The organism is Okeania sp. SIO2C2 (assembly GCF_010692625.1).
In the GTDB taxonomy this organism is placed as follows: Bacteria; Cyanobacteriota; Cyanobacteriia; order Cyanobacteriales; family Microcoleaceae; genus Okeania; species Okeania hirsuta.
In genome coordinates, this window is the sequence record NZ_JAAHGM010000015.1 from 165,219 (window position 1) to 187,156 (window position 21,938).

The window sequence follows — 21,938 nt, forward strand, 5'->3', positions numbered from 1 at the left end:
AGACAATGAGATCTAAAGTAAAGTTCAGGAACAATAGAACAAAAAAGAGACAGTTATTATCAGCAAAATATAGCATTTTCTTAGAACCGACAGCACTCATAAACAGGTTACGTCGGACAAGATGGTTTTCCCCTGCGACATTAGCCTGCATACCCCTAGTATTCATAATTATTGCGTTATGGGCAGGAGCTGCCACAGCTCAAGACCAAGAATTAACCCCAGAGTATGTCAAAGGAGTATTAGACTCAATATGGATTTTGGTAGCTTCAATATTTGTGATTTTTATGAATGCTGGTTTCGGAATGTTAGAAACAGGTTTTTGTCGTCATAAAAATGCAGTTAATATTTTAGCAAAAAACCTAATTGTATTTGCCTTAGCTACATTAGTTTATTGGTCTATAGGATTTTCCATAATGTTTGCTGGGGACCATCCCTTCATTGGTGGGGGTGGTTTTTTCCTAACTGGGGAAGCTACTAGCTACGGACTAGACCCATTTCCTTCTGGTTTACCATTGCCTGTATTTTTTCTATTCCAAGCAGCTTTTGCCGCTACGGCAGCCACCATTGTTTCTGGCGCTGTAGCTGAAAGGATTGAATTTAGTGCCTTTTTATTCTTTAGCTTGTTAATCACAGGTATTTCATACCCTATTACCGGACATTGGATCTGGGGTGGTGGTTGGCTAGCTGAAATGGGCTTCGGTGATTTTGCCGGTTCAACAGCAGTCCACTCAGTGGGTGGTTGGGCAGCACTGGTCGGAGCATATATTTTAGGGCCAAGAATGGGCAAATATGATGAGGATGACCAACCGAGAGCTATTCCTGGTCATAATATGGGTTTTGCTACCTTGGGCTGTTTAATTCTGTGGATCGGCTGGTTTGGCTTTAACCCTGGTTCAGAACTAGCAGCAAACGAAAATGTGGCTTATATCGCCGTAACCACAAATTTAGCAGCAGCAGCAGGGGGAGCTACCGCAACTATTACATCTTGGTTGAAAGATGGTAAGCCAGACCTTTCAATGATTATTAACGGTGTTTTAGCTGGACTGGTAGGTATTACAGCAGGTTGTAATGGCGTATCTTATTTAGAGGCAGTAATTATCGGTGCTGTTGCTGGCATCATTGTAGTGTTTTCTGTACCTTTGTTTGACCAGTTGAAAGTTGATGACCCAGTAGGTGCCACATCAGTTCACTTAGTCTGTGGAATCTGGGGTACTTTAGCTGTTGGTATTTTTGTTGAAGATGCTAATATTTTGACTCAGGCCATAGGTATTATCTCTGTAGGATTGTTTACAGTGATTATGAGTACTATCTTCTGGCTGGCTTTGAAAGCTACTACAGGTATTCGTGTCCATGGAGAACAAGAATTTGAAGGCTTGGATATTGCTGAACATGGTATGGAAGCTTATACAGGGTTTATGAAGGAACCTGATGCCCTTGGTACTGGCATAGTGCAAAAACACTAATGGGAAAATTCTAGGTAAAATAGCCATAGCCATAAATCAGTTACTTCAGTATCGGAGACTAATTTAATTCAGCTACGGTGTTTACTTTATCTAAAAATGTTCCAACTTGGGCTTGGTGTTCTTTAGCTGCTAACGGGCTACTGTTATTAACAGTGGCCACTTTAGTTATGAATGACTACAAATTGTCAGAAGAGCCTCAAGCAAATGCTACAATCAACTATGCTACTGATAGGATTAGAACTAATAGACCAAGTCCACTATTTGGGGAAGCGAGGAAAGAGCTTCTGGCTATTGGCAGAAACCATAAATGGACTTATGCACAATGGGTAGAACAGTTACAGCGAGAGGCGATCGCTGCAGCTAAAAATCGTCCTGATCGTCTAACTGTTATGGTGGGAGATTCTTTGAGTCTTTGGTTTCCATCGCAACTTCTCCCTAGAGATAGAACCTGGTTAAATCAAGGAATTTCTGGAGAAACTTCGTCTGGCCTATTGAAGCGACTTTATTTATTGGATAGTACGAGGCCAGAAACAATTTTTGTGATGATTGGTATTAATGATTTAATTCATGGAGAAAGCGATTGGGCGATTTTAGCAAATCAAAGAAGAATTATTAACGAATTACGATACATTCATCCTGGGAGTCAAATAGTTATCCAATCTATTTTACCCCATAGTGGAGAGGCGGCTATCTGGGAAGGTCGCGATTATCTTTTACAACTACCTAATAGTCGCATCAGAAGAATAAATCGTAGCCTAAAAGCGTTAGCTGATGATGAAGGAGCATTTTTTTTAAATCTTCACCCACTATTTACAGACTCTCAAGGTTTTCTCCGAGGGGATCTTAGTACCGATGGTCTGCATCTAAATGATAATGGTTATCAAATTTGGAGTACGGCGATCCAAATGTATAGCAAAATGAGATTAGAAGAACCCCAGTAATATCAAATCCGGTTGAATACTTATCATATATTTGGGGGTGGGGATATGGGGACCAACCCCTAATATCATGTTCGGTTGAATACTTATAAATGACTGTTGTGAGGAGTCAGGAGTCTGGAGGACCGAGTCAGGAGAAAATATTGGAGAAAAAGAACAAATATTCGAGAATAGTATTGATAATTTAAGTATTTGTTTGGTACTGTCGATACCCGGAGTCCTTCAATTTTATCATTTTCTTTGTGGGTTTAATACCCCACCGTCTACAAGGTGTTCAAAATTACTTGGGGTTAGAATCCCCATGTAATTTTCCTCCTGTCTCCTGTCTCCTGTCTCCTGTCTCCTTCTTCAATATAACTGACCCGTCCGAACATGATATAACCCCTCCCAGGATGGGAATATGGGGTTAGGGGGAGATTTAATATTGAAGTGTGGATAGAATTATAAACATATACTGTATAACCGGATTCTATGTAATACCATTTCTCAAAAACTTTTCTACATTTTATTGAGTGGGGGAGTAGGGACGTTGCATGTAACCTCCCTACAGAGTAAACATAAAAATAATTAATATTAACTGAGCTGCTAATTAGCAAAAATGGATTTTGTCTGTATTAATTATTTAATAACTGAAGTTTTACTTAAGTAAAGCATTACTTTTGAGAGTTGGTATAAGTAATTTCAGTTATCAGTTATCAGTTATCAGTACATCTAGCTGAAACAAGAGGCTTGAAATCTGAAATATTCTTTCTCTTGGTCGATTGGATATGGCGTTAGCGGAGTGGCTCTGCAAGAGCAGGTTTCCTAGCCATCCCACCCTACAGGAAGCTCCGAAGATCGACCGCTTTTTATACCCTTAAAATCTGGGATTTTAGGCCATAATTTTTAGGTAAATAGTTTTTCTATAACATAAGCCTTTTTATGCAAAACTCCATAATTTTAGTTCTCAAAGTGCTTGAATAACTTTCCACTTTTTATATCAAAATACAAATTACTCCCTAAAATGGGGAAGCTTGAAATTTAATTTTTCGGTAACTATTTTTTTTGAATTTGATAGAAATAATTAGCGGTTCACCAGTTTTTGTAATACTTGATTATACTCATATGTGGAATGTGGAATATTCAGAAAATCATACCAATTTTATTTCAGGTATTAGGTAGTTGTAAAATCTCCTAAACTAGGAACATATTATATTTATTTCTGCCCATCGACTTACCAGTTTATGTGTAATTTATACCATGTCTGCTTAATTAGAGATCAAAACATTTTTTTCTCTATCATTCCTGCTTCCTCTTTCCTAGTTCTTGCTCCCTACCCGTAACGCTATAAGTACTAATTGCTATAAGATAAAAGAGATTTATCAAGGGTTGAAAATAATCATGGATACAAAAGCTTTTACCAGAGCACTAAAAAAATCTGAGAATTATAACCGCAAAGGGTTTGGTCATGGGGAAGAAGTTGCCACAGTTATGCAGTCTGTTTATCAAAGTAACTTAATTCAACAAATTAGAGATAATGATTATACCCTGCAAAAAGGGGATGTTACTATCAAACTCGCAAAAGCTTTTGGTTTTTGTTGGGGTGTTGAAAGGTCAGTAGCAATAGCTTATGAAACTCGTCAACATTTTCCTAACCAACAAATTTGGATTACTTATGAACTAATTCATAATCCTTCTGTTAATCAAGATATGAGGGATATGAAAGTTAAATTTATCCCTGTAATTGATGGTAAAAAAGATTTTTCTGTAGTTGGAGATAATGATGTTGTAATATTACCTGCTTTTGGTGCAAGTATTCAGGAAATGCAAATATTAAAGGAGAAAAATTGTCAAATTGTTGATACTACTTGCCCTTGGGTTTCTAAAGTTTGGAACAGTGTTGAAAAACACAAAAAGAAAAAATTTACTTCTATTATTCACGGTAAATATAGTCATGCAGAAACTATAGCTACTAGCTCTTTTGCTGATAAATATTTGATAGTTCTGAATAGATCGCAGGCAGAATATATCTGTAATTATATTCTCAATGGTGGCAACCGTGATGAGTTTATGGATAAGTTTAAATTTGCTTATTCTGAAGGTTTCGATCCGGATTTAGATTTAGAACAAATTGGTATTGCTAATCAGACTACTATGCTGAAAAGTGAAACTGAGCAAATAGGAAAGTTGCTAGAACGAACAATGATGAAAAAGTACGGACCAGATAAATTAAATGAGCATTATCAAAATTTTAATACTATCTGCGACGCGACTCAAGAACGGCAAGATGCAATGGCGGGTTTATTCGATGAAAAGTTAGATTTAATGGTAGTAATAGGAGGTTTTAATTCTTCTAATACTACTCATTTACAGGAAATGGCAATAGAAAATGGCATTCCTTCCTATCATATTGATGGTGCTAACAGGATTTTATCTGGGAATAGAATTGAACATAAACCTTTAGGAAATGAGGTGAAAATATCCGCAGGTTGGCTGCCTGAAGGTGAGGTAGTTGTGGGTGTGACTTCTGGTGCTTCAACCCCAGATAAAGCTGTTGAAGATACTATTAATAAAATTTTGGCAATGAAGTTGGTTGCTGTGAATTGAATATTGGTTTGTTTTGATTGATAAAATTGAGGGGTAAACTTAATATCACAGTTTCACCCCTACTAGAAAACAATACTGTAGTTTTAATTGATTCTTTGGAGAGTTTTGTCGCTCTCTTACCGAAAAATTGTGGGTATGCGCCTCCCCTTTTAAGGGGATAATAAAGAAAAATTTTCATTATTAGTCAATCCTCTCCTTGAAAAGAAGAGGTAATTATTAATTATTAATTATTAATTATTAATTATTAATTGTTGAACTCAGAAATAGCGATCGCCTGTCCGTCTACTGGACTGAATTGTTAGAAAAAAAGAGAAGGTAGCTGCTATAAGTATACCTAATATTAAATCCGGTTAAACAGCCATAGAATGGTTAAGTTAGGAGTCCTCAGGAGACAACCCACCCCTCGCCCCTCCCCCTCCCAGGAGGGGAAAACAGGAGACAGAATTTTAGAAGAAAATTATAGCTGCCGTGATTGAGTCATCATCAGAGCAAGTATTTATGCGTAAATTTTTTACTCGGAAGATCGATGAACGAAAAAAGTATTGAGATGATTTGCATAGTATAAATACCTACCAAGCTACAGATTCATATACTACTTTTAATGATACGCTCTTGAAGTTCCGAATGTGGGTATAGACTACAGTGGCTAAATTATTCTCCTACTTCTGACTCCCTAAACCAAAATAAATAAGAACTTTAGTTCATCAAGTTGGAAACTGATGTATGTCTAATCTCGTCAAACTCTTAAATTTTACAGCTCACCCACAGTTAGAAAAGTCATTAGGATATAAATCTAACCATCCCTGGGTAGCTTTTCACTGGGAACCAGAAATTGACCAAGTTATGTACAATGACGGTAAAAATATCGGTACTGGTATTAGTGTTGCTTGGCAGATTTTTATTCAGCATCCTCTGGTAAATTCTGAAGTAAAAGATTATCAGTTAAATGAAACTGATAAATATTGGTTAATTTTAGATCGAAAAAATAGAAATCTATATGTAGGAACAGCAAAAATTGTTTCTACTATGTTAGAACAACCAGAAAGTTTAAATTTATTAGCTTGTCTGGATGAAAAAGTCGATCTAGCGTCTGGTAGTAGTCAAAATTTTAATTATTCTCAAAATAAGCGGCTGAGAATAAACTTATTTGACCAAAATATTAAATATTTAATTGTTATAACTGCCAGTGTTTTAATAGCTAGTATTACTTTTGGTAGCTGGTTATTAATTAGGTCAAAATTTCAACAGCAAGCTAATCAAAATGAATTGCCTACAGCAGTAGTTGATGGTTTTACCTGTGGTGTTGGAGGTAGTAATAATTTTTCATCTTTTTTTAATACCTCTAATGGAGAGAAGGAGTTACACTTGGTAGGTGTTTATGAGGCACGCTCAGATCATCATGGTGGCTATCATCCCACAGGCACTATTAATGTCAAAATAGAAAGAAAAAATCAGCCTGTCATTTTAGCTCTCTCTTCTTATGAACCTGTACATTGGAATGTTAGTTTGGGTAAAGAAGTTAAATTAGAGAAAGTAATTATTAATGGGTACCATGACCAAGAAATTTCCGGTATTTCTGGGATACCCATAGAAGAGTTTAGTTATCAAGGAACAGGTAGCTATATTGGTGAATTTGCCTATCAGTGGGATAAATTTCACCACCATCCTAGTACTGCCTCATTAGTAACTAAGCTTGAGCAATTTACTAATACTAATTTAACTTCTTTTCAAGGTTGTTATCGAGGAACAAATTTTACAATTAAATAAAACAATACAGAAGTAGCCAACAAAAACAAAGAAAAAGAAAAGTAAACAAAAAAAATGAGTTCCCAGGGTTAGATTAATATCTGGAAAGTTACAGTAATTCTAGTGCAGGATGGCAGAAATAACTGACCAGTTACAAAATCCTAGAACCCTTACCAATCAATATTTTTGATTTTTGATTTTTGATTTTTGATTTTTGATTTTTGACTTCCGCGTAGCGACACTAGATGTGAATATATTACTAAAATTACAGAATATGATCGGATAGTTGTTTATTTTCCTGCACAACCCCATCTTCAAGATAAACTACTCTATCAGCAGAACTTACTATTCTAGGATCGTGAGTGACCATTAATACTGTACAACCACCTTCTTTAGCAAGACGACGCAGTAACTCAATAACTGTATGACCACTGTGAGAATCTAATGCTGCTGTGGGTTCATCAGCCATGATTACCCTAGGACTTCCACATAGTGCGCGGGCAATAGCTACTCTTTGTTTTTGGCCACCAGATAAATCTCTTGGATGTAGCTTGGCCTGAGGTGCTAGTCCTACTTGCTCTAAAAGTATTTGAGCTTCATGTTTTGCTGCCTTACCTTTAATACCCTTCATATTCAGAGCCACTTCTATATTTTCTGTTGCCGTCAATGCAGGGAACAAATTAAATCCCTGAAAGATAAAGCCAATATTCTTAAGTCTAAACTTGGCTAGTTGGCTTCTGGACATTTTAGTGATTTCTTGTCCCAGGAGACAGACTCTACCAGATGTGGGTGTTAATAATCCTGCTAAGATTGACAGCAAAGTAGTTTTACCAGAACCAGATGGTCCCATCAATAACTGGACATCACCTTTGTTTACTGTCAAGTCAATATTCTTCAGTACCTGGTATGACTGTTTTCCAGATTGGTAGGTCATTGTCAACCCACAAGCCATAATTGCTGATGTGTTCAATTTAGCAATCTCTCTATAAGTGCAGACATCAGTGCTTTTAGTTTTGGTTGCGGCAGCCATGTACATATTGAAAGTGGTCATAGTGTGACTTTATAGTAAGCTAGAGTGTTTCTGGGGTAGAGGAATATACCTCATGGTAATGTTTGCTTATGCAAGCATTATTATACGAATGTCTTTGGTTACCCAATTTTTGGCTTTGGACATAATCATAATTGAATCTCTTTGACACTCTCACAGTTAAATCTCGCGATTATAACGGGAGTTCTCTTTCTAACATTTATGATAGGAAAATTTAAGTTACAAGTCTGTGAGTTATTCAAATATCATGGCCTCTCACCTGAAGAACAACTTTATATATTTTCATCAAATTCTATTTTAGCCTAATCAGCCCTAAAGTAAGAGATAAAATTGAATAGGTAGATACTATTTGCTGAGAATTGAATGAGAATAAATACTTTAAATAGTAAATAGGTAGAGGTAGAAGTTATATATTTTAGTGCTTGAGTATTTTCTTCATTTTTGCCTGACTCAATTTCGGATTGTTCAGTGTTTGGCTTCAAACATCAGAGTTATGAATATTGATGGCTCAAGTGCAAGTTATTGGCATAATTTTAGTCTACATCTTTAACCATAATTATAACCCTGATCTTATGTTTATGGTTCACAAATTTTTTTTGTCTCCAGGATGTAATTATTAGTACCCAAGTACGATTATGATTTTGTATTGAAACTATTAACTAAGTAAAAATGAAGTGATTCGTATCTATATACATATATACATAATAGGGAATAAAAGCGATCGCTAAATAAATTGTCTTGCTTAAGAAGTCTGTCTCTTCAGACACAAAATAGTTAAACTTGTTGCCAGAGTTGCTGAATAGGTGATGGAAGACGGGAAAGATAAATATTTAGAAAGAAAAAAGGATTTAATTTTTATTTTTGCCAGAGGTATGTGCTGGATTAAGAATTTACTTATTATTGGCTTAACTAACTTCAATGTCATATATTTACGAGCTTATAGCAGAAGATTAATTATGGTATAAAACATAGCAGATGTTAATTAAAAATTATGCTTTTTTATAAAGATGAAAAATATTTATTCCAGATAGTTATAGAATATTTAAAAATACAAATAATAGTCATAGAATAGTTAATTGAAAACTTATAACTTATACCAATTTTATTTAAGACTGCACAGAATTAGGTGTTAGGTGGTAGGTCTTAGGTCTTAATACCAATTCACTTAAAAAATGTCACAAATAGTTGGTAACTGATGAAGTCAAATAATAAGCTAAAATTACTGTAGAGTATAGCTTTGGGCGTTGCAGAAATGCGGGATGATTTTAATAGTTTTGCGCAATGGACATCTTGCCCGTTCCCCGTTCCTTATATTTTCACCGCAGGCAGGATACCCACCCCACTGATATTCATCCCGCTCCTCAGCAATGCCTAGCTTTGAAGTACCTAAAGTATCACTTCTGAGTTCTGACTTTTGACTTCTGACTTTAGTGAAACGGTTTTAGGTCTGATAGTCCTTAGAAGCATAATGGTATACAGCAAAAAGGAATACCAGGCACGGGAGTAAGATGCTCCCACTGCCGTACCTCCTAACAAACGTTGCGGGACAATACACCACCACTTATGCAACGTCCCTACTATTGCCTGCTTTCAAGAAGACGCAGCAAAAATGTGTGATATTTGGTTTTATACCAAGCATGAAAAAAGAATACTTAACTTAAATGACACTTAAATTATTAAGTAATTAATACAGATTGAATAACTTTTTTGATAATTAGCACTCCAGTTATTGTTAATTATTCTTATGTTTACTTCTCCCTGTAGGGACGTTGCATGCAACGTCCCTACCCACTCCCCTACTCCCCCGCTGAAGAAGATGTAGCAAAAATGCGTGAGATTTGATATTAGAAGGGGAAAGCTTTAAACTCAATTTTTCGGTAAACTGTTGTAATTAGGGTTTGCTGAAAAAGTCTTATGGGTGAGGGTAGGAGACAGGAGACAGGAGACAGGAGACAGGAGAAAAGGGAATAAACGAGGAGGTAGCAGTAAGAATTGTCCTTTGATTTTTCTGCCTAACTATGCGCCTAAAATACGCTCCTTTTTGAGCATGAAGAGCTGAAAACCAGGCACTGCAATTCGACCCCAAAAAGGCGAAAACCTTTATCTGTAAATACTTTTAGATTTAATCAGCAAGCCCTAATTAACTAATACCATTTCACTTAAAAAATGTCACAAATAGTTGGTAAATGATGAAGTCAAATAATAAACTGAAATTACTGTATAGTAGAAGTTTTAAGTACTTAAAATATCACTTTTAAATTTTGACTTTTGACTTTTGACTTTTGACTTTAGTGAAACGGTATAATATTATCCAAATCTGTCAATATTTTGCTATGCCGACATTTTTATTAGAAATTGGTACAGAAGAATTACCCGCAACTTTTGTCTCTGAAGCTATATCACAGTGGGAAAAACTTATCCCTACTGCCTTGAGTGAGGCATTCTTAACAAATGATGGGATTAAAATATATGCCACACCCAGACGTTTAGCTGTCGTCATCAACAATTTACCTACTCAACAACCAGACCGAGAAGAAGAAATTAAAGGTCCTCCGGCAAAAGCAGCTTTTAAAGATGGTAAAGCGACAAAAGCAGCAGAAGGCTTTGCTAAAAAACAAGAAATAGAATTAAAAGACCTAGAAATACGCCCGACAGAAAAAGGTGATTTTGTCTTCGTCAATAAAAAAATTCAGGGTAAACAAACAGCAGAAATTCTCATCAAATTAGTACCTGAATGGATTAATAAACTTGAAGGTAAAAGATTTATGCGTTGGGCAGATGGAGATATCAAATTTCCTCGTCCTATTCGGTGGTTAGTAGCATTATTAGATGAGGAAATATTGCCAATAAATTTAGAAAATGGCTCTGAGATAATTACTTCTGGTCGTGTCTCCTACGGACATCGAGTTTTACATCCTGAATCTATTGAAATTCAGCAGGCAAAAGATTATGTAGAAGTTTTGAAAAAAGCTTATATAGAAGTAGATTTTCAACAAAGAAAGAGTCAAGTTGAACAACAAATACAAACTGTAGCTAAAAAAGTTCAAGGAACAGCAGAAGTTCCGACAGAATTATTAGCAGAAGTTACAAATTTAGTCGAATGGCCGACAGCAGTAGTTGGTAAAATTGATGAAGAATTTTTGATTTTGCCTTCGGAAGTAACAACAACTGTTATGGTGACACATCAACGTTACTTTCCTGTTTTGAAATCCACAAAAACTGCTAAAGCTAAAGTTGAATTACTGCCATATTTTATTACTATCTCTAATGGCGATCCGGAAAAGTCAGAGATTATTGCTAAAGGAAATGAACGAGTAATTAGAGCTAGATTAGCTGACGGGCAATTTTTTTATAAGGCAGATTTAGCTAAACCATTAGAAAGCTATTTACCTGAATTGGAAGCTGTAACTTTCCAAGCTAAACTAGGTTCGGTGCGGAAAAAAGTAGAACGTATTATTAATATAGCTAAGTTAATAGCTGAACAGTTAAAAGTCAGTCAAGAAGAAAGCAAAAATATAGAAAGAGCAGCTCTACTTTGCAAAGCTGACTTAGTAACTCAAATGGTTTATGAATTTCCCGAACTTCAGGGAATAATGGGAGAAAAATATGCTCGTGCTTGTGGGGAAAATGAAGCTGTAGCAACTGCAATTTTTGAACATTATTTGCCTAGGGGTGCTGGAGATATTTTACCGGAAAGTATTAGCGGTCAAGTTGTGAGTTTGGCAGATAAACTTGATACTTTGGTAAGTATTTTTGGATTGGGAATGTTACCCACAGGTTCCTCGGACCCTTTCGCTTTACGTCGGGCAGCAAATGCTGTGGTTAATATTACTTGGTCAGCCGAGTTATCGATAAATTTACATCAGTTATTAGCACAAATTGCTGTAGATTTTACGAAATTTTATCCCGAAGCAGAATCAGAATTATTGCCACAATTATATGACTTCTTTTTGCAGCGGATTAAAACGATTTTACAAGAGGAAAAAAATATTGATTACGATCTGGTAAATGCGGTGTTAGGCAATAATGATTCTGAATATACCGAACGAGCATTAAAAGATTTATTAGATGTACGAAATCGGGCAGTTTTCTTACAAAGTATTCGGCAAAATAGTCTGCTTGACCAAATCTATGAAACTGTTAACCGTTCAACTCGTTTGGCGACTCAAGGTGAGTTAGATAAAATACAACTTGCACCTGAAAAAAATGTAGATTTAAACTTGTTTAAAAGTGAATCAGAATTAGCATTTTATAATGCTTTAGTTGACTTAGTTCCCCAAACAAAAATATCTCAAAAAACCAGAAATTATCAACAATTAGTAGATGGTTTGGCAAAAATTGCCCCAACTGTAAGTAATTTCTTTGATGGGCCGGAAAGTGTTTTAGTAATGGACCCAGACCCGAAAATTAAACAGAATCGATTAAATTTATTAGGGTTACTCCGCAATAATGCACGAGTATTGGCAGACTTTGGAGAAATAGTTAAAAGTTAGGAAAATACGGATAGAATTTTTTGTGACGTAGGTGAATTATTCCTAGGTTTATCTTTATCCCTTATAAGTTTTATACCCCACCGTCACCCGCGGTGCAAATGCGGTTGGTGGAGTGAGAATTCCCATCGACCCCATTCTCCTGACTCTTTCTTCAAAGTTCATAATTTTAGGGTGCGCTATTATGGCTAAAATATATGCTATCAAAGGTATTTAATAATGCGTCGCATGGCACCATGTTAGATGCGTAGGTTTAGTACTATTAGTTAAGAAAATACTAAATTTAGTTAAGGAAATACGGCGTTGCTGATTTGAGGTATGATATCTTGTCCGGATAAGAGGGCGAGCAAAAAACTTTCTCCTTTTACTCGGGGTTTCTTATTCTTTCTTCCTTCCTGACTCCTGAGGACTGACTCCTGACTCCTAAAGAATTAAAATTAATACCATACACGTGCTTCAGCAACGCCGGAAATACTAATTAGGTGCGTTACATTTCATTAATGCACTCTACTGGACCGACATAGCTAGTGTCTAATTGCAAAAATTAGTAATATTAACTAATTAGTTGCGTTACATTTCATTAACGTACCCTACTGCTATAGGCTAATTAAGCAATAATTTGGGACAATTATTTTGATTTTTTTTGCCAGGAAATGCCTCTATAGTTGCCCCTATAAATAGTGCTTTTGTTGAAATTCTGAAAGTTAAAATTGTCAGTTTTTAATAAACATCTCTAATCATAAAAAATAAAATAAATTATCACATAGAAATTATCAATTATTTCCCCCTACTCCCTACCCCCTACTCCCTCTTTTCTGGAGATATCTAACGATGAGAAAAGTCATTCAAACAAAAGCTTTTTAGCCCACTCTGCTGTAAAATCAAAATAACTATCATTTGGTAATTTGTAAATTTACCAAAATATCTACCAAAAAATATTTATTATGCCAAAAACTCATATTATTGGTCTAGGAAAATCAGGTGTTGCTGCTGCGCGACTGCTCAAGAAAAATGGTTGGGAAGTGGAACTGAGCGATCGCAACACATCCGACTCTCTTGAACAACAGCAAAAACAATTAATTCATGAAGGTATTACTGTTAAGTTAGGTTATTCGTTTGAACCGGAAACATCTTTAGATTTAGTCGTTGTTAGTCCCGGTGTACCTTGGGATATACCCCCACTCCAACGTGCCAGAGAAAGTGGAATTGAAACTATTGGAGAAATGGAACTAGCATGGCGATATCTCAAATCTTCCCCTTGGGTAGGGATAACTGGTACTAATGGCAAAACTACTACTACTTCTTTAGTTGCTGCAATTTTTAAGACCGCAGGATTGAATGCTCCTGCCTGTGGTAACATTGGCTATGCTGCCTGTGAATTAGCTTTATTAGAAACTCCACCAGATTGGGTAATTGCAGAAATTAGCAGCTATCAAATAGAATCATCTAGTACCCTTACACCTCAAATTGGTGTTTGGACTACTTTAACCCCCGATCATCTGAGTCGCCACTATACAATAGAAAATTATTTTAATATCAAAGCAGCTTTATTAAATCGCTCTAAAACACAAGTTTTAAATAGTGACGACTCGTATATACGTCAAAATGCAACTAATCTTGGAGATAATGCCCACTGGACAAGTATCAAAGGTAAAGCTAACTTAATGGGAGATACTGCCAAAGGAATTTACATTGAGGATGGATGGGTAGTAGCGTTAGGGGAAAAAATAGTTTCTGTGGAGTCCCTACGAATGTTGGGAAATCATAATCAGCAGAATTTATTGATGGCAGTGGCAGTAGCGAAATTAGCAGGAATAGAAAAAGAGGCGATCGCTGAAGCAGTGAAAACATTTCCAGGTGTACCTCATCGCTTAGAATATATTTGCACTTGGAATGGAGTAGATTTTCTCAATGATAGTAAAGCGACAAATTATGATGCAGCAGCAGTTGGTTTAAGTGCTGTACCTGAACCTGTGTTATTAATTGCTGGTGGGGAAGCTAAAGAAGGTAATGATAATGATTGGTTGCGACGAATTAAGGAAAAAGTTGCTGCTGTTTTATTAATAGGTGATGCCGCTGAAACTTTTGCCAAGAGACTACAAAAAATTAACTTTCATAATTATGAAATAGTAGGAGAAATGGAGCGAGCAGTAATTAGAGGTGCAGCATTGGCAAAAAAATATGATGCAAAAGTTGTATTATTGTCTCCTGCTTGTGCAAGTTTCGACCAATATCAAAATTTTGAACAACGAGGCGATCATTTTCGGGAGTTGTGTTTAAAACTTATTAGTGAAGGAAGAAGAAAGAGATAAGAAAAATAAAAATTGTGGGTCTTAGGTTTAGGGTTGAAAAAATTAATAATTACCTATTCTTAAAAGAAAAGGATTGACTAAAAGAATTTGTTAGATTTATTTTTTCTTTAACTCAGAGACTTCCACTTTAATTATTCGGTGAGTGAGGGATATTTTAACATTTAATTAAGCACAAAAAAAGGAGAGATAACTATGTCAGGTTTAACAGTTAAAGATTTAAAAAAGTTACAAGTAGACTATCCAGATTATCGGATGGAATTAGTAAGTGGAGAAATTATTGTTATGAGTCCTTCTAGTTTAGAATCAGATGAAGTAGCAGCAGAAATAGTTGCTCAGTTACGAAACTGGGTAAGACCTCGAAAGTTAGGTAGAGTTATTGCTTCTAGTGGAGGTTTTCGCTTACCAAATGCAGATGGAGATATCCGGGCACCAGATGCTTCTTTTATTAGTGCAGAAAAATTACCTCGCCCTACAGAAGATTATGCAGAATTAGTTCCCGACCTAATTTTTGAAGTTAAATCTAAAAGCGATAAATTACCAAAATTGCGCCAAAAAATACAAGATTTTCTAGAGTTGGGAACTATTGTCGGTGTATTAGTAAATCCCCGCAATCGGACAATGGAAGTTTATCGGTTTATGAGAGAAAAAATTGTCCTCAGAGATGGAGATGTTTTAGAAGTAGCAGAAATATTACCTGGATGGAAATTACCTGTAGCTGAAGTGTGGGCACCAGAGTTTGAATAGAAATTTAACTAGGAGGGAAAAATTCTATCATATAGACATCTCCTCCACCCATAGGGAGTAGGGAATAGGGAGCAGGGAGCAGTGATAAATAATTGATGAATAAGAGTGGGATAATTGATTTTATTTTTGATTATTAGAGATGTCTAATAATAGAAATTAATTGCGGTATAATTGAGAAAGACTGAAAAAATTAGCTTCAGCACAACAGCAAAAAGTTTTAGATTTTCTGATTCTTTACTATACTAAAAAACATACAGATACAGGGAAAATTTCATGGAAGGAAAACAACTATCTTTATTTCCTAATTTAGAGAATCAAAACGATAAAATTTATCATAAAAAAGCAAAGACAGGACGTTATGAAAAAAATCAATATGAATTAAACAATAATGATGGCGACCCATATAAAAATTTCACTAAAATTGAAGATAAACCCATATTGAAATCTGATTATAAATTTATCGATTTGTTCTGCGGTGCTGGAGGAATTACACAAGGTTTAGTTCAAGCAGGATTTCAACCAATAGCAAGTGTTGAAGAAAATTCAATAGCATCAGCAACCCATAGGAAAAACTTTCCTACATCTCATCATTTTTGTGGGGATATCAAAGAATTTAATTCTACAGAATGGCTCAATCAAATTGGTTCACCAGAAATACATTTAGTAGTAGGAGGTCCTCCATGTCAGGGTTTTTCAGTTGCCGGAAAACGTAATCCTGATGACCCAAGAAATAATTTATTTCGAGAATTTGTGAGAGTAGTTAATGAAATTCGTCCTTGGTATATTGTTATGGAAAATGTGCCTGGAATTATTACCATGAAAAAAGGTGCTGTTAAAAAAGAAATTTGTCAAGCATTTATCGATATTGGTTATTCTAATGTATCTGTAGCAATTCTAGAATCTGCTGCTTATGGAATTCCACAAATTCGCCCTAGAACTATTTTTATTGCCAATAAATTTGCCATGATAAATCCTTATCCAAAACCTCAACTATTACCCCATCAATATAAACCAATTGAATCAGCAATTTCTGACCTTCCAGAATTAACTCCGATTCCAGAAATTAATCATCAATGGACTCGACATTCACAAGAATACATGAAAAGACTTGCTAAAGTGCCTCCTGGTTGTTCTTTATATAAAACTTATGCTGATGCTTTTAAGCGACAATATCTGGGTAAACCTAGTATGACTATTAAAGAAAATCATGGTGGTACTCATATTCATCCTTACCTTAATCGGGTAATTTCAGCAAGAGAAATGGCAAGATTACAGAGTTTTCCCGACTTATTTATTTTTGAGGGTTCTATGAAAAAAGCGATGTGGCAAATTGGTAATGCTGTACCTCCTCGTTTAGCAGAATGTATAGGTTATGCGTTGATTCCTTTTTTAAATAAAATTGCCGATGATAAGGGAGTAGGGAGTAGGGAGTAGGGAGTAGGGAGTAGTAATTGATAATTTATGGATGATAATTGATTTTATTTTTGATTTTTGGAGAAGTTTAATAGTTAATTATCCTGTTTAAACTCAGTTAGCTTTTGATTAAGAGTATTTCGCCAAATCTCAAAATTATACCAACCACATCCCACACATCCAGTCTCAGCATCTTTTCCAACTTGAGGTATATTACGAGGCCAATTTTCATTGCCTTGATACCAGAATTTAATGCCTAATGGTGTACCCCTTTTACCAGTTTTAATACAAAATTCACAGCTTCTTGATTTTAAAAGATTATGATTACCTCCACTATCTTTTTTAAGCAATTGAAATTTTTGTTTAATCTCAGTTTCACTCATATTTAAGTTGTGAGTTTCTTCAACATTTCCCCATCTTTCCATTGGAAAGCGATGGTCAATAATAATTTCATGTCGCGGTCGTTGTCTTTGTTCAATCACATCTGACTTCTGACTTCTGACTTCTGACTTCATTTATTTAGGTACTATCCCTGAAAAAAACGTGCTATTAGACCTATTATTATTAACAACTTTAGGATTTCTTGGCAGTTTCGGTCACTGCGTCGGAATGTGCGGACCCTTGACTGCAACTTTCTCTCTTTCTGCGCGGTCGCGGAGTGGAACAGATGTTCGATCGCCAACTCCTCCTAACAAATGGCATCAATTTCAATTTCATACCCTGCTTAACCTCGGTCGTCTCTGTAGCTACACCTTAACTGGTGCTGGTATTGGTGCATTGGGTTCCGTATTAGTAGCAAGCGGTCATTTAGCTGGCATCGACAGTGACTTGCGACGGTGGTTAGCAATACTCACAGGTTTAATGCTAATTTGGTTTGGTCTGGCAAAAGTGCAACCACAACTATTACCCAAACTACCAATATTCCATCCCTTGAAAGAAAACAACCTACATAACCGCCTCAGTACAGTCATGGTTAACCTCTCCATGGAAAACAAATGGTGGACTCCCGCTTTTCTCGGTTTAGTCTGGGGTTTGATGCCATGCGGTTTTCTCTATGCTGCTCAAATTAAAGCGGCAGAAACTAGCAATATCTGGTTAGGTGGAGCGACTATGTTGGCGTTTGGGTTGGGAACATTACCCTCAATGTTAGGGGTAGGAATGTTGACATCTTTTTTGAGTGCAGACAAACGTAGTCAACTATTTCAAATGGCAGGATGGGTGAGTATTTTTACTGGCATCATGGTAGTCATGCGAAATGGTGAGATGGTTGACTACAGTGGTTATGCTGCAATATTATGTTTAATGTTAGCCTTGGTAGCGCGACCCCTAAGTCGGTTTTGGAGTCAAGCTCTACGTTATCGACGAGCAATAGGAATGGGAGCATTTGTTTTATCAGTGGCGCATACAGGAAAAATGTTAGACCACAGTTTAAATTGGAATATGCAGGCAGTATCGTTTATGTTGCCTCTGCATCAGGTAGGAATATGGGCAGGTATTTTTGGTTTGGGGTTAATGTTACCGTTAGCGCTGACGAGTTTTGATGGGGCGGTGAAATATTTGGGTAAGTGGTGGCGAAGGTTGCATTTGTTGAGTGTTCCGGCATTTTTGTTATGTGGAGTTCATGTGGTGGCGGTGGGTTCCCATTATTTGGGTGCGTTGGAATGGAGTTTCGGAAATCAGTTGCGTGCTGTTTTTTTGGGTGTGACAATATTAGTTGTTTTGATTATACGTTCACATCAGTTTTGGTCTTTATTTTCTATAGGCAAATATTATGTACCACCACTGGAACAAGTTAAAATTCAAAAGCAAGTGCTTGAAGAAGGCAGAAGGCAGAAGGCAGAAGGCAGAAGGCAGAAGGTCTAATTGCTTATGGATAGTTTTCGACGCGCCACTCCGTGTCTACAAACCCCAAACAATTTTAAGTACCCTCATTGACGGTGAGGTATTACAGCATATTTCGGGTAAATGATTCACATGGTAAATGCTGAAAACATTGTAGTGCGGGCATCTTGCCCGCGATGAGTGTACCTGATAGAGTCGAAAGTGCTGTAAACCCACCACTGATATCAAATTCGGTTGAATACTTATTATATATTTGGGGGAGTAGGGGAGTAGGGGAGATTGAAGTGTGGATAGAATTATAAACATATACTGTATAACCGGATTCTATATGAAAAGATAATTCTGAGGTAATCTGAGAACTTCAAACAAGCTAAATATAGCCAAAAATACTATTTGATAATAAATTTCGGAGAAGGTAAAAAAATGTTTTTTTTGTTAAAAATTAGTCTGAATGTTTCTTTACTAATTTTGATTTCTTCTTTTGGTAGAGAAACTACAATATTTAGCGACTATCTTTCGCCAAAATTAATTTTTAGTAATCAAAAAAAATATGATTTAGAGCATATATATTTATCTAAATACAGTCAAAAAATAAATGACTTCCAGTTTGCTTCAGCAAAAAATAAAGATTCTATTTTAGAGTCTCAAAAACTGACAAAATCAGTTAATTTATTTTTCAATTTTCAAGCTCATAATGTCGAAGTTTCTGAAGATGTGGCTTGTACTTTTCACATTACTCCCAATCATAATCCAAAGGTAGGAAAATCTTCTTTAGCCTGGTTTGCTCTTACTCGTAAGGGCGGAAAAAGTCTTCCTTTTAGTGAATGTGATTGTCAGTTAAATGTTTATTCTCAACCTCGTAATGCTGAAAGTAAACCGATAATGAATCCAGAATTAAAAGGTATTGATACTGAGCAATATCAAGAGATACCAGGAGCAGAAATTACTTTTCCCAAAGCTGGTGTTTATGATTTAGAAATTATTGGGAGTGCCAAAGATGGAAAAAGTTTTAAGCCTTTTAAATTTAATTATTCAGTGACTGTTACTGGTGGATAATATAGCGCTACGCGCAACTCAGAACTCAGAAGTCAGAAGTTAGAAGGCACGAAGTAATCCCTGACGCTCGTTTGAGGATTTATCAATGTTCTAACATATTTAGGACTTATATCAAATCCGTTTAATTGGACATAAAAAAAATCTTCAATCGCCATAACTAGGTTTATCTTTGTAATTCTTTCTCCTCCTGACTCCTGATATCAAATCCGGTTAAATACCCTCACAATCAATAGCTTAAAACCCTGATTATTATGTTATTGGATCTATGTGCAACTAGGCGGATTTGATATGACTCCTGACTCCTGACTCCTCCTAACTTAACCATTCTATGGCTGTTTAACCGGATTTGATATTACGCATTACAACGTATTTTCGTCATTGCGACCGACAGGGTTTGCGGAGCAGTCCGGAACGGAAAGCAATCTCAAACCCTAGTTTTTCGTACCTCATGCGTAAGTCCTGATATTTATGTAGTGCTATATCAAATCTGCTAGCATCGGTGTAATTAGATAAAGAGTGTGGGAAGTGTCGAAAGGATAGAGACCCACCCCTAATATAGAATCTGGTTGAATAGTTATTGTATAGTTGGGAGTAGGGGAGTGGGGGAGTGGGGGAGATTAAATATTCAAGTAATTATAGAATTATCAACAATAGAATTATCAACATATACTATATAACCGGATTCTATATAACCCCTCCCAGGAGGGGAATGTGGGGAGATCAGGAGATAAAGAAAAGAGTCGCGGATCATCTTAATACCGTGTCCGGATGATTAAGTATCATAAAAATGTTCTGCTCTCAATGTTGAAGAAATATCCCAAAATTCTGCCAACTCCAATGTTCCCTCTTGAATTTACACCTACTACCTAACACCTAATAACTAGGATATTAGTAACGAGAATAAGAACGTTCAAACCTAATTTTTATCTTCTCAGCGACAACCGCGAAACCCACGCTTGATAGAGAAACAGCAACCATCAATAATTTAATGGCAAAATCTTCTGTCATTATTGCTAAAGCTGCCAGAGCGATCGCGACTCCGATAAATATTTGTTTTCCCCGAATAGCTGTTTTATGGGCACGACTACAGGAACTACAGAATTGAGTATGATGATAATATCGAGCCATTGATACATCTTCCTTCTCAATCTTACCGCACTTTTCCCCAGTCTTAAAAGTAGCATAACCTTGATAATAAGGTAGAGAGGAACCGAAGCGATCGAGCCATTTTCGATATTCCAACAAAATAGTATCGGAAGTCTTCAGAGGCAAATATAATTCCTTCAAGCTTTTTTGCGTCCTTTCAATATATTCTTGCTGTCCTAAAACCTGTGGTAAATCTTCCTCTAAAATTTTACTTTGACCTAAATGTATCATCCACCGGGGAGTTATTTTCAGTTTCCACACAAAAAAGTTGCGATAACTACGCGTCAAAACTCGACATCGGTTTTTACCTACTGGCATCGAATACAACGCCAACCCAAACTCCCAACCCTTTTCTCCAATGGAAAAATTCAATAGTACTAAGTTAGGAGCAAAAAATGTGAGATATCTCCAAAAGTCATTAGGGTTACGAGTGCCTCGAAATCTAGATTTTATTCCCGCGATCGAACTTTCCAGAATTTCCATTTCTAGGGGTTGAGCATTTTTACGATTTCCCTGACTACCATGATGACTGATATGAATATGAGCTGGGTCTAACACTTGCTCGATAAAAAAACCTTGGTCAAAAGGTAATTCTGAGACTTTCTCTGAACCAACAAATCCTGGTTTTTCTAAATCTGGTAAAGTGGGAATACTATTTTCATCTGCTATGTTTGTTTCTCCTGCCCACATCCAAACCATACCTTGTTTTTCTGTCACAAGAAATGATTTTACACAAGCTTTTGCCGGAATTTTAGCATCTGCTGGTAACTGCGGAATATGTAAACATTCTCCTCCATTGCCAAACTGCCAACCGTGGTACAAACATTCGATTTTACCGTCAATTATTTGTCCGTCTGAGAGTTTAGCTGCACGGTGAGGACAAAGGTCTGTCAGACAAATTAATTGACCATCATTATTTCTAAATAAAACCAGAGGTTCATCATACAAAGAAAAACTATAAGGGCGGTTTTTGGGTAAGTCTTGAATGAATGTGACTGGATACCAACAGTTTCTCCAATTAAATTCTTGGTCTATTTCTGAAGTTGCTGAGGTATCCGTGGATGGTAAAATTTCTGAGATATTGGGTGCTATTGTCATTTCAGTTATCAGTTATCAGTTATTAGTATCTCTTGCAATAAGGAGGTTTGACATAA

At 36.2% G+C, this 21,938-nt stretch carries 15 protein-coding genes; 11 read left to right on the forward strand and 4 right to left on the reverse strand.

Annotated elements, in window-relative coordinates; genetic code table 11:
- Positions 1 to 5 precede the first annotated feature (5 nt).
- A complete protein-coding gene (locus F6K18_RS15370) occupies positions 6 to 1,463 on the forward strand; it encodes an ammonium transporter (RefSeq protein WP_287521987.1) in 1,458 nt (485 codons plus the stop codon).
- 77 nt (positions 1,464 to 1,540) lie between these two features.
- A complete protein-coding gene (locus F6K18_RS15375) occupies positions 1,541 to 2,404 on the forward strand; it encodes an SGNH/GDSL hydrolase family protein (RefSeq protein WP_287521988.1) in 864 nt (287 codons plus the stop codon).
- A gap of 287 nt (positions 2,405 to 2,691) precedes the next feature.
- On the opposite strand, the gene F6K18_RS15380 is transcribed toward F6K18_RS15375, so the two are convergent.
- The gene (locus tag F6K18_RS15380) at positions 2,692 to 2,997 is read right to left on the reverse strand and encodes a hypothetical protein (protein ID WP_287521989.1); all 306 of its coding nucleotides are present in this window, start codon (positions 2,995 to 2,997) and stop codon (positions 2,692 to 2,694) included.
- Between the two features lie 784 nt (positions 2,998 to 3,781).
- Here F6K18_RS15380 and F6K18_RS15385 point away from each other — a divergent pair.
- Positions 3,782 to 4,987 (forward strand): 4-hydroxy-3-methylbut-2-enyl diphosphate reductase, encoded by a 1,206-nt coding sequence (locus tag F6K18_RS15385; RefSeq protein WP_287521990.1) that lies wholly within the window; start codon positions 3,782 to 3,784, stop codon positions 4,985 to 4,987.
- A gap of 723 nt (positions 4,988 to 5,710) precedes the next feature.
- Positions 5,711 to 6,754 carry a hypothetical protein gene (locus F6K18_RS15390; RefSeq protein ID WP_287521991.1) on the forward strand — a complete coding sequence of 348 codons (1,044 nt, stop codon included), beginning with the start codon at positions 5,711 to 5,713 and terminating at the stop codon, positions 6,752 to 6,754.
- Positions 6,755 to 6,998: 244 nt separating this feature from the next.
- Here the strand turns inward: F6K18_RS15390 and F6K18_RS15395 are convergent, their stop codons facing one another.
- Positions 6,999 to 7,685 (reverse strand): ABC transporter ATP-binding protein, encoded by a 687-nt coding sequence (locus F6K18_RS15395; RefSeq protein ID WP_240039063.1) that lies wholly within the window; start codon positions 7,683 to 7,685, stop codon positions 6,999 to 7,001.
- 2,014 nt (positions 7,686 to 9,699) lie between these two features.
- Between F6K18_RS15395 and F6K18_RS15400 the strand changes: the two genes are divergently transcribed.
- The 5 genes from F6K18_RS15400 (at position 9,700) to F6K18_RS15420 (ending at position 16,761) form a co-directional block, all read left to right on the forward strand.
- On the forward strand, positions 9,700 to 9,840 hold the full coding sequence (locus F6K18_RS15400) for a hypothetical protein (protein ID WP_287521992.1): 141 nt from the start codon (positions 9,700 to 9,702) through the stop codon (positions 9,838 to 9,840).
- Between the two features lie 274 nt (positions 9,841 to 10,114).
- A complete protein-coding gene (gene glyS / locus F6K18_RS15405; protein WP_287521993.1) occupies positions 10,115 to 12,274 on the forward strand; it encodes a glycine--tRNA ligase subunit beta in 2,160 nt (719 codons plus the stop codon).
- Positions 12,275 to 13,215: 941 nt separating this feature from the next.
- Positions 13,216 to 14,583, forward strand: coding sequence for a UDP-N-acetylmuramoyl-L-alanine--D-glutamate ligase (murD, locus tag F6K18_RS15410; protein WP_287521994.1), 1,368 nt, complete (start codon positions 13,216 to 13,218; stop codon positions 14,581 to 14,583).
- Between the two features lie 192 nt (positions 14,584 to 14,775).
- Positions 14,776 to 15,327: a Uma2 family endonuclease gene (locus tag F6K18_RS15415; RefSeq protein ID WP_287521995.1), complete on the forward strand. Its 552-nt coding sequence runs from the start codon at positions 14,776 to 14,778 to the stop codon at positions 15,325 to 15,327.
- 273 nt (positions 15,328 to 15,600) lie between these two features.
- On the forward strand, positions 15,601 to 16,761 hold the full coding sequence (locus F6K18_RS15420; protein ID WP_287521997.1) for a DNA cytosine methyltransferase: 1,161 nt from the start codon (positions 15,601 to 15,603) through the stop codon (positions 16,759 to 16,761).
- Between the two features lie 74 nt (positions 16,762 to 16,835).
- Here F6K18_RS15420 and F6K18_RS15425 read toward each other — a convergent pair whose 3' ends face one another.
- A complete protein-coding gene (locus F6K18_RS15425; RefSeq protein ID WP_287521998.1) occupies positions 16,836 to 17,255 on the reverse strand; it encodes a hypothetical protein in 420 nt (139 codons plus the stop codon).
- Between the two features lie 28 nt (positions 17,256 to 17,283).
- Between F6K18_RS15425 and F6K18_RS15430 the strand changes: the two genes are divergently transcribed.
- Together F6K18_RS15430 and F6K18_RS15435 are read left to right on the forward strand one after the other, a co-directional pair.
- Complete coding sequence (locus tag F6K18_RS15430) at positions 17,284 to 18,603, forward strand: sulfite exporter TauE/SafE family protein (protein WP_287522000.1); 1,320 nt, start codon at positions 17,284 to 17,286, stop codon at positions 18,601 to 18,603.
- Positions 18,604 to 19,005: 402 nt separating this feature from the next.
- Positions 19,006 to 19,638 (forward strand): hypothetical protein, encoded by a 633-nt coding sequence (locus F6K18_RS15435; protein WP_287522001.1) that lies wholly within the window; start codon positions 19,006 to 19,008, stop codon positions 19,636 to 19,638.
- An 888-nt stretch (positions 19,639 to 20,526) separates the two neighbouring features.
- On the opposite strand, the gene F6K18_RS15440 is transcribed toward F6K18_RS15435, so the two are convergent.
- Positions 20,527 to 21,882, reverse strand: coding sequence for a Rieske 2Fe-2S domain-containing protein (locus F6K18_RS15440; RefSeq protein WP_287522002.1), 1,356 nt, complete (start codon positions 21,880 to 21,882; stop codon positions 20,527 to 20,529).
- Positions 21,883 to 21,938 lie beyond the last annotated feature (56 nt).

Bases quoted from the DNA above. Each gene is read 5' to 3' on its own strand.
- F6K18_RS15370 (WP_287521987.1), top strand. From the start codon at position 6: ATGAGATCTAAAGTAAAGTTCAGGAACAATAGAACAAAAAAGAGACAG.
- F6K18_RS15385 (WP_287521990.1), top strand. From the start codon at position 3,782: ATGGATACAAAAGCTTTTACCAGAGCACTAAAAAAATCTGAGAATTAT.
- F6K18_RS15390 (WP_287521991.1), top strand. From the start codon at position 5,711: ATGTCTAATCTCGTCAAACTCTTAAATTTTACAGCTCACCCACAGTTA.
- F6K18_RS15395 (WP_240039063.1), bottom strand. From the start codon at position 7,685: ATGGCTTGTGGGTTGACAATGACCTACCAATCTGGAAAACAGTCATAC.
- glyS (WP_287521993.1), top strand. From the start codon at position 10,115: ATGCCGACATTTTTATTAGAAATTGGTACAGAAGAATTACCCGCAACT.
- murD (WP_287521994.1), top strand. From the start codon at position 13,216: ATGCCAAAAACTCATATTATTGGTCTAGGAAAATCAGGTGTTGCTGCT.
- F6K18_RS15415 (WP_287521995.1), top strand. From the start codon at position 14,776: ATGTCAGGTTTAACAGTTAAAGATTTAAAAAAGTTACAAGTAGACTAT.
- F6K18_RS15420 (WP_287521997.1), top strand. From the start codon at position 15,601: ATGGAAGGAAAACAACTATCTTTATTTCCTAATTTAGAGAATCAAAAC.
- F6K18_RS15425 (WP_287521998.1), bottom strand. From the start codon at position 17,255: ATGAAGTCAGAAGTCAGAAGTCAGAAGTCAGATGTGATTGAACAAAGA.
- F6K18_RS15435 (WP_287522001.1), top strand. From the start codon at position 19,006: ATGTTTTTTTTGTTAAAAATTAGTCTGAATGTTTCTTTACTAATTTTG.
- F6K18_RS15440 (WP_287522002.1), bottom strand. From the start codon at position 21,882: ATGACAATAGCACCCAATATCTCAGAAATTTTACCATCCACGGATACC.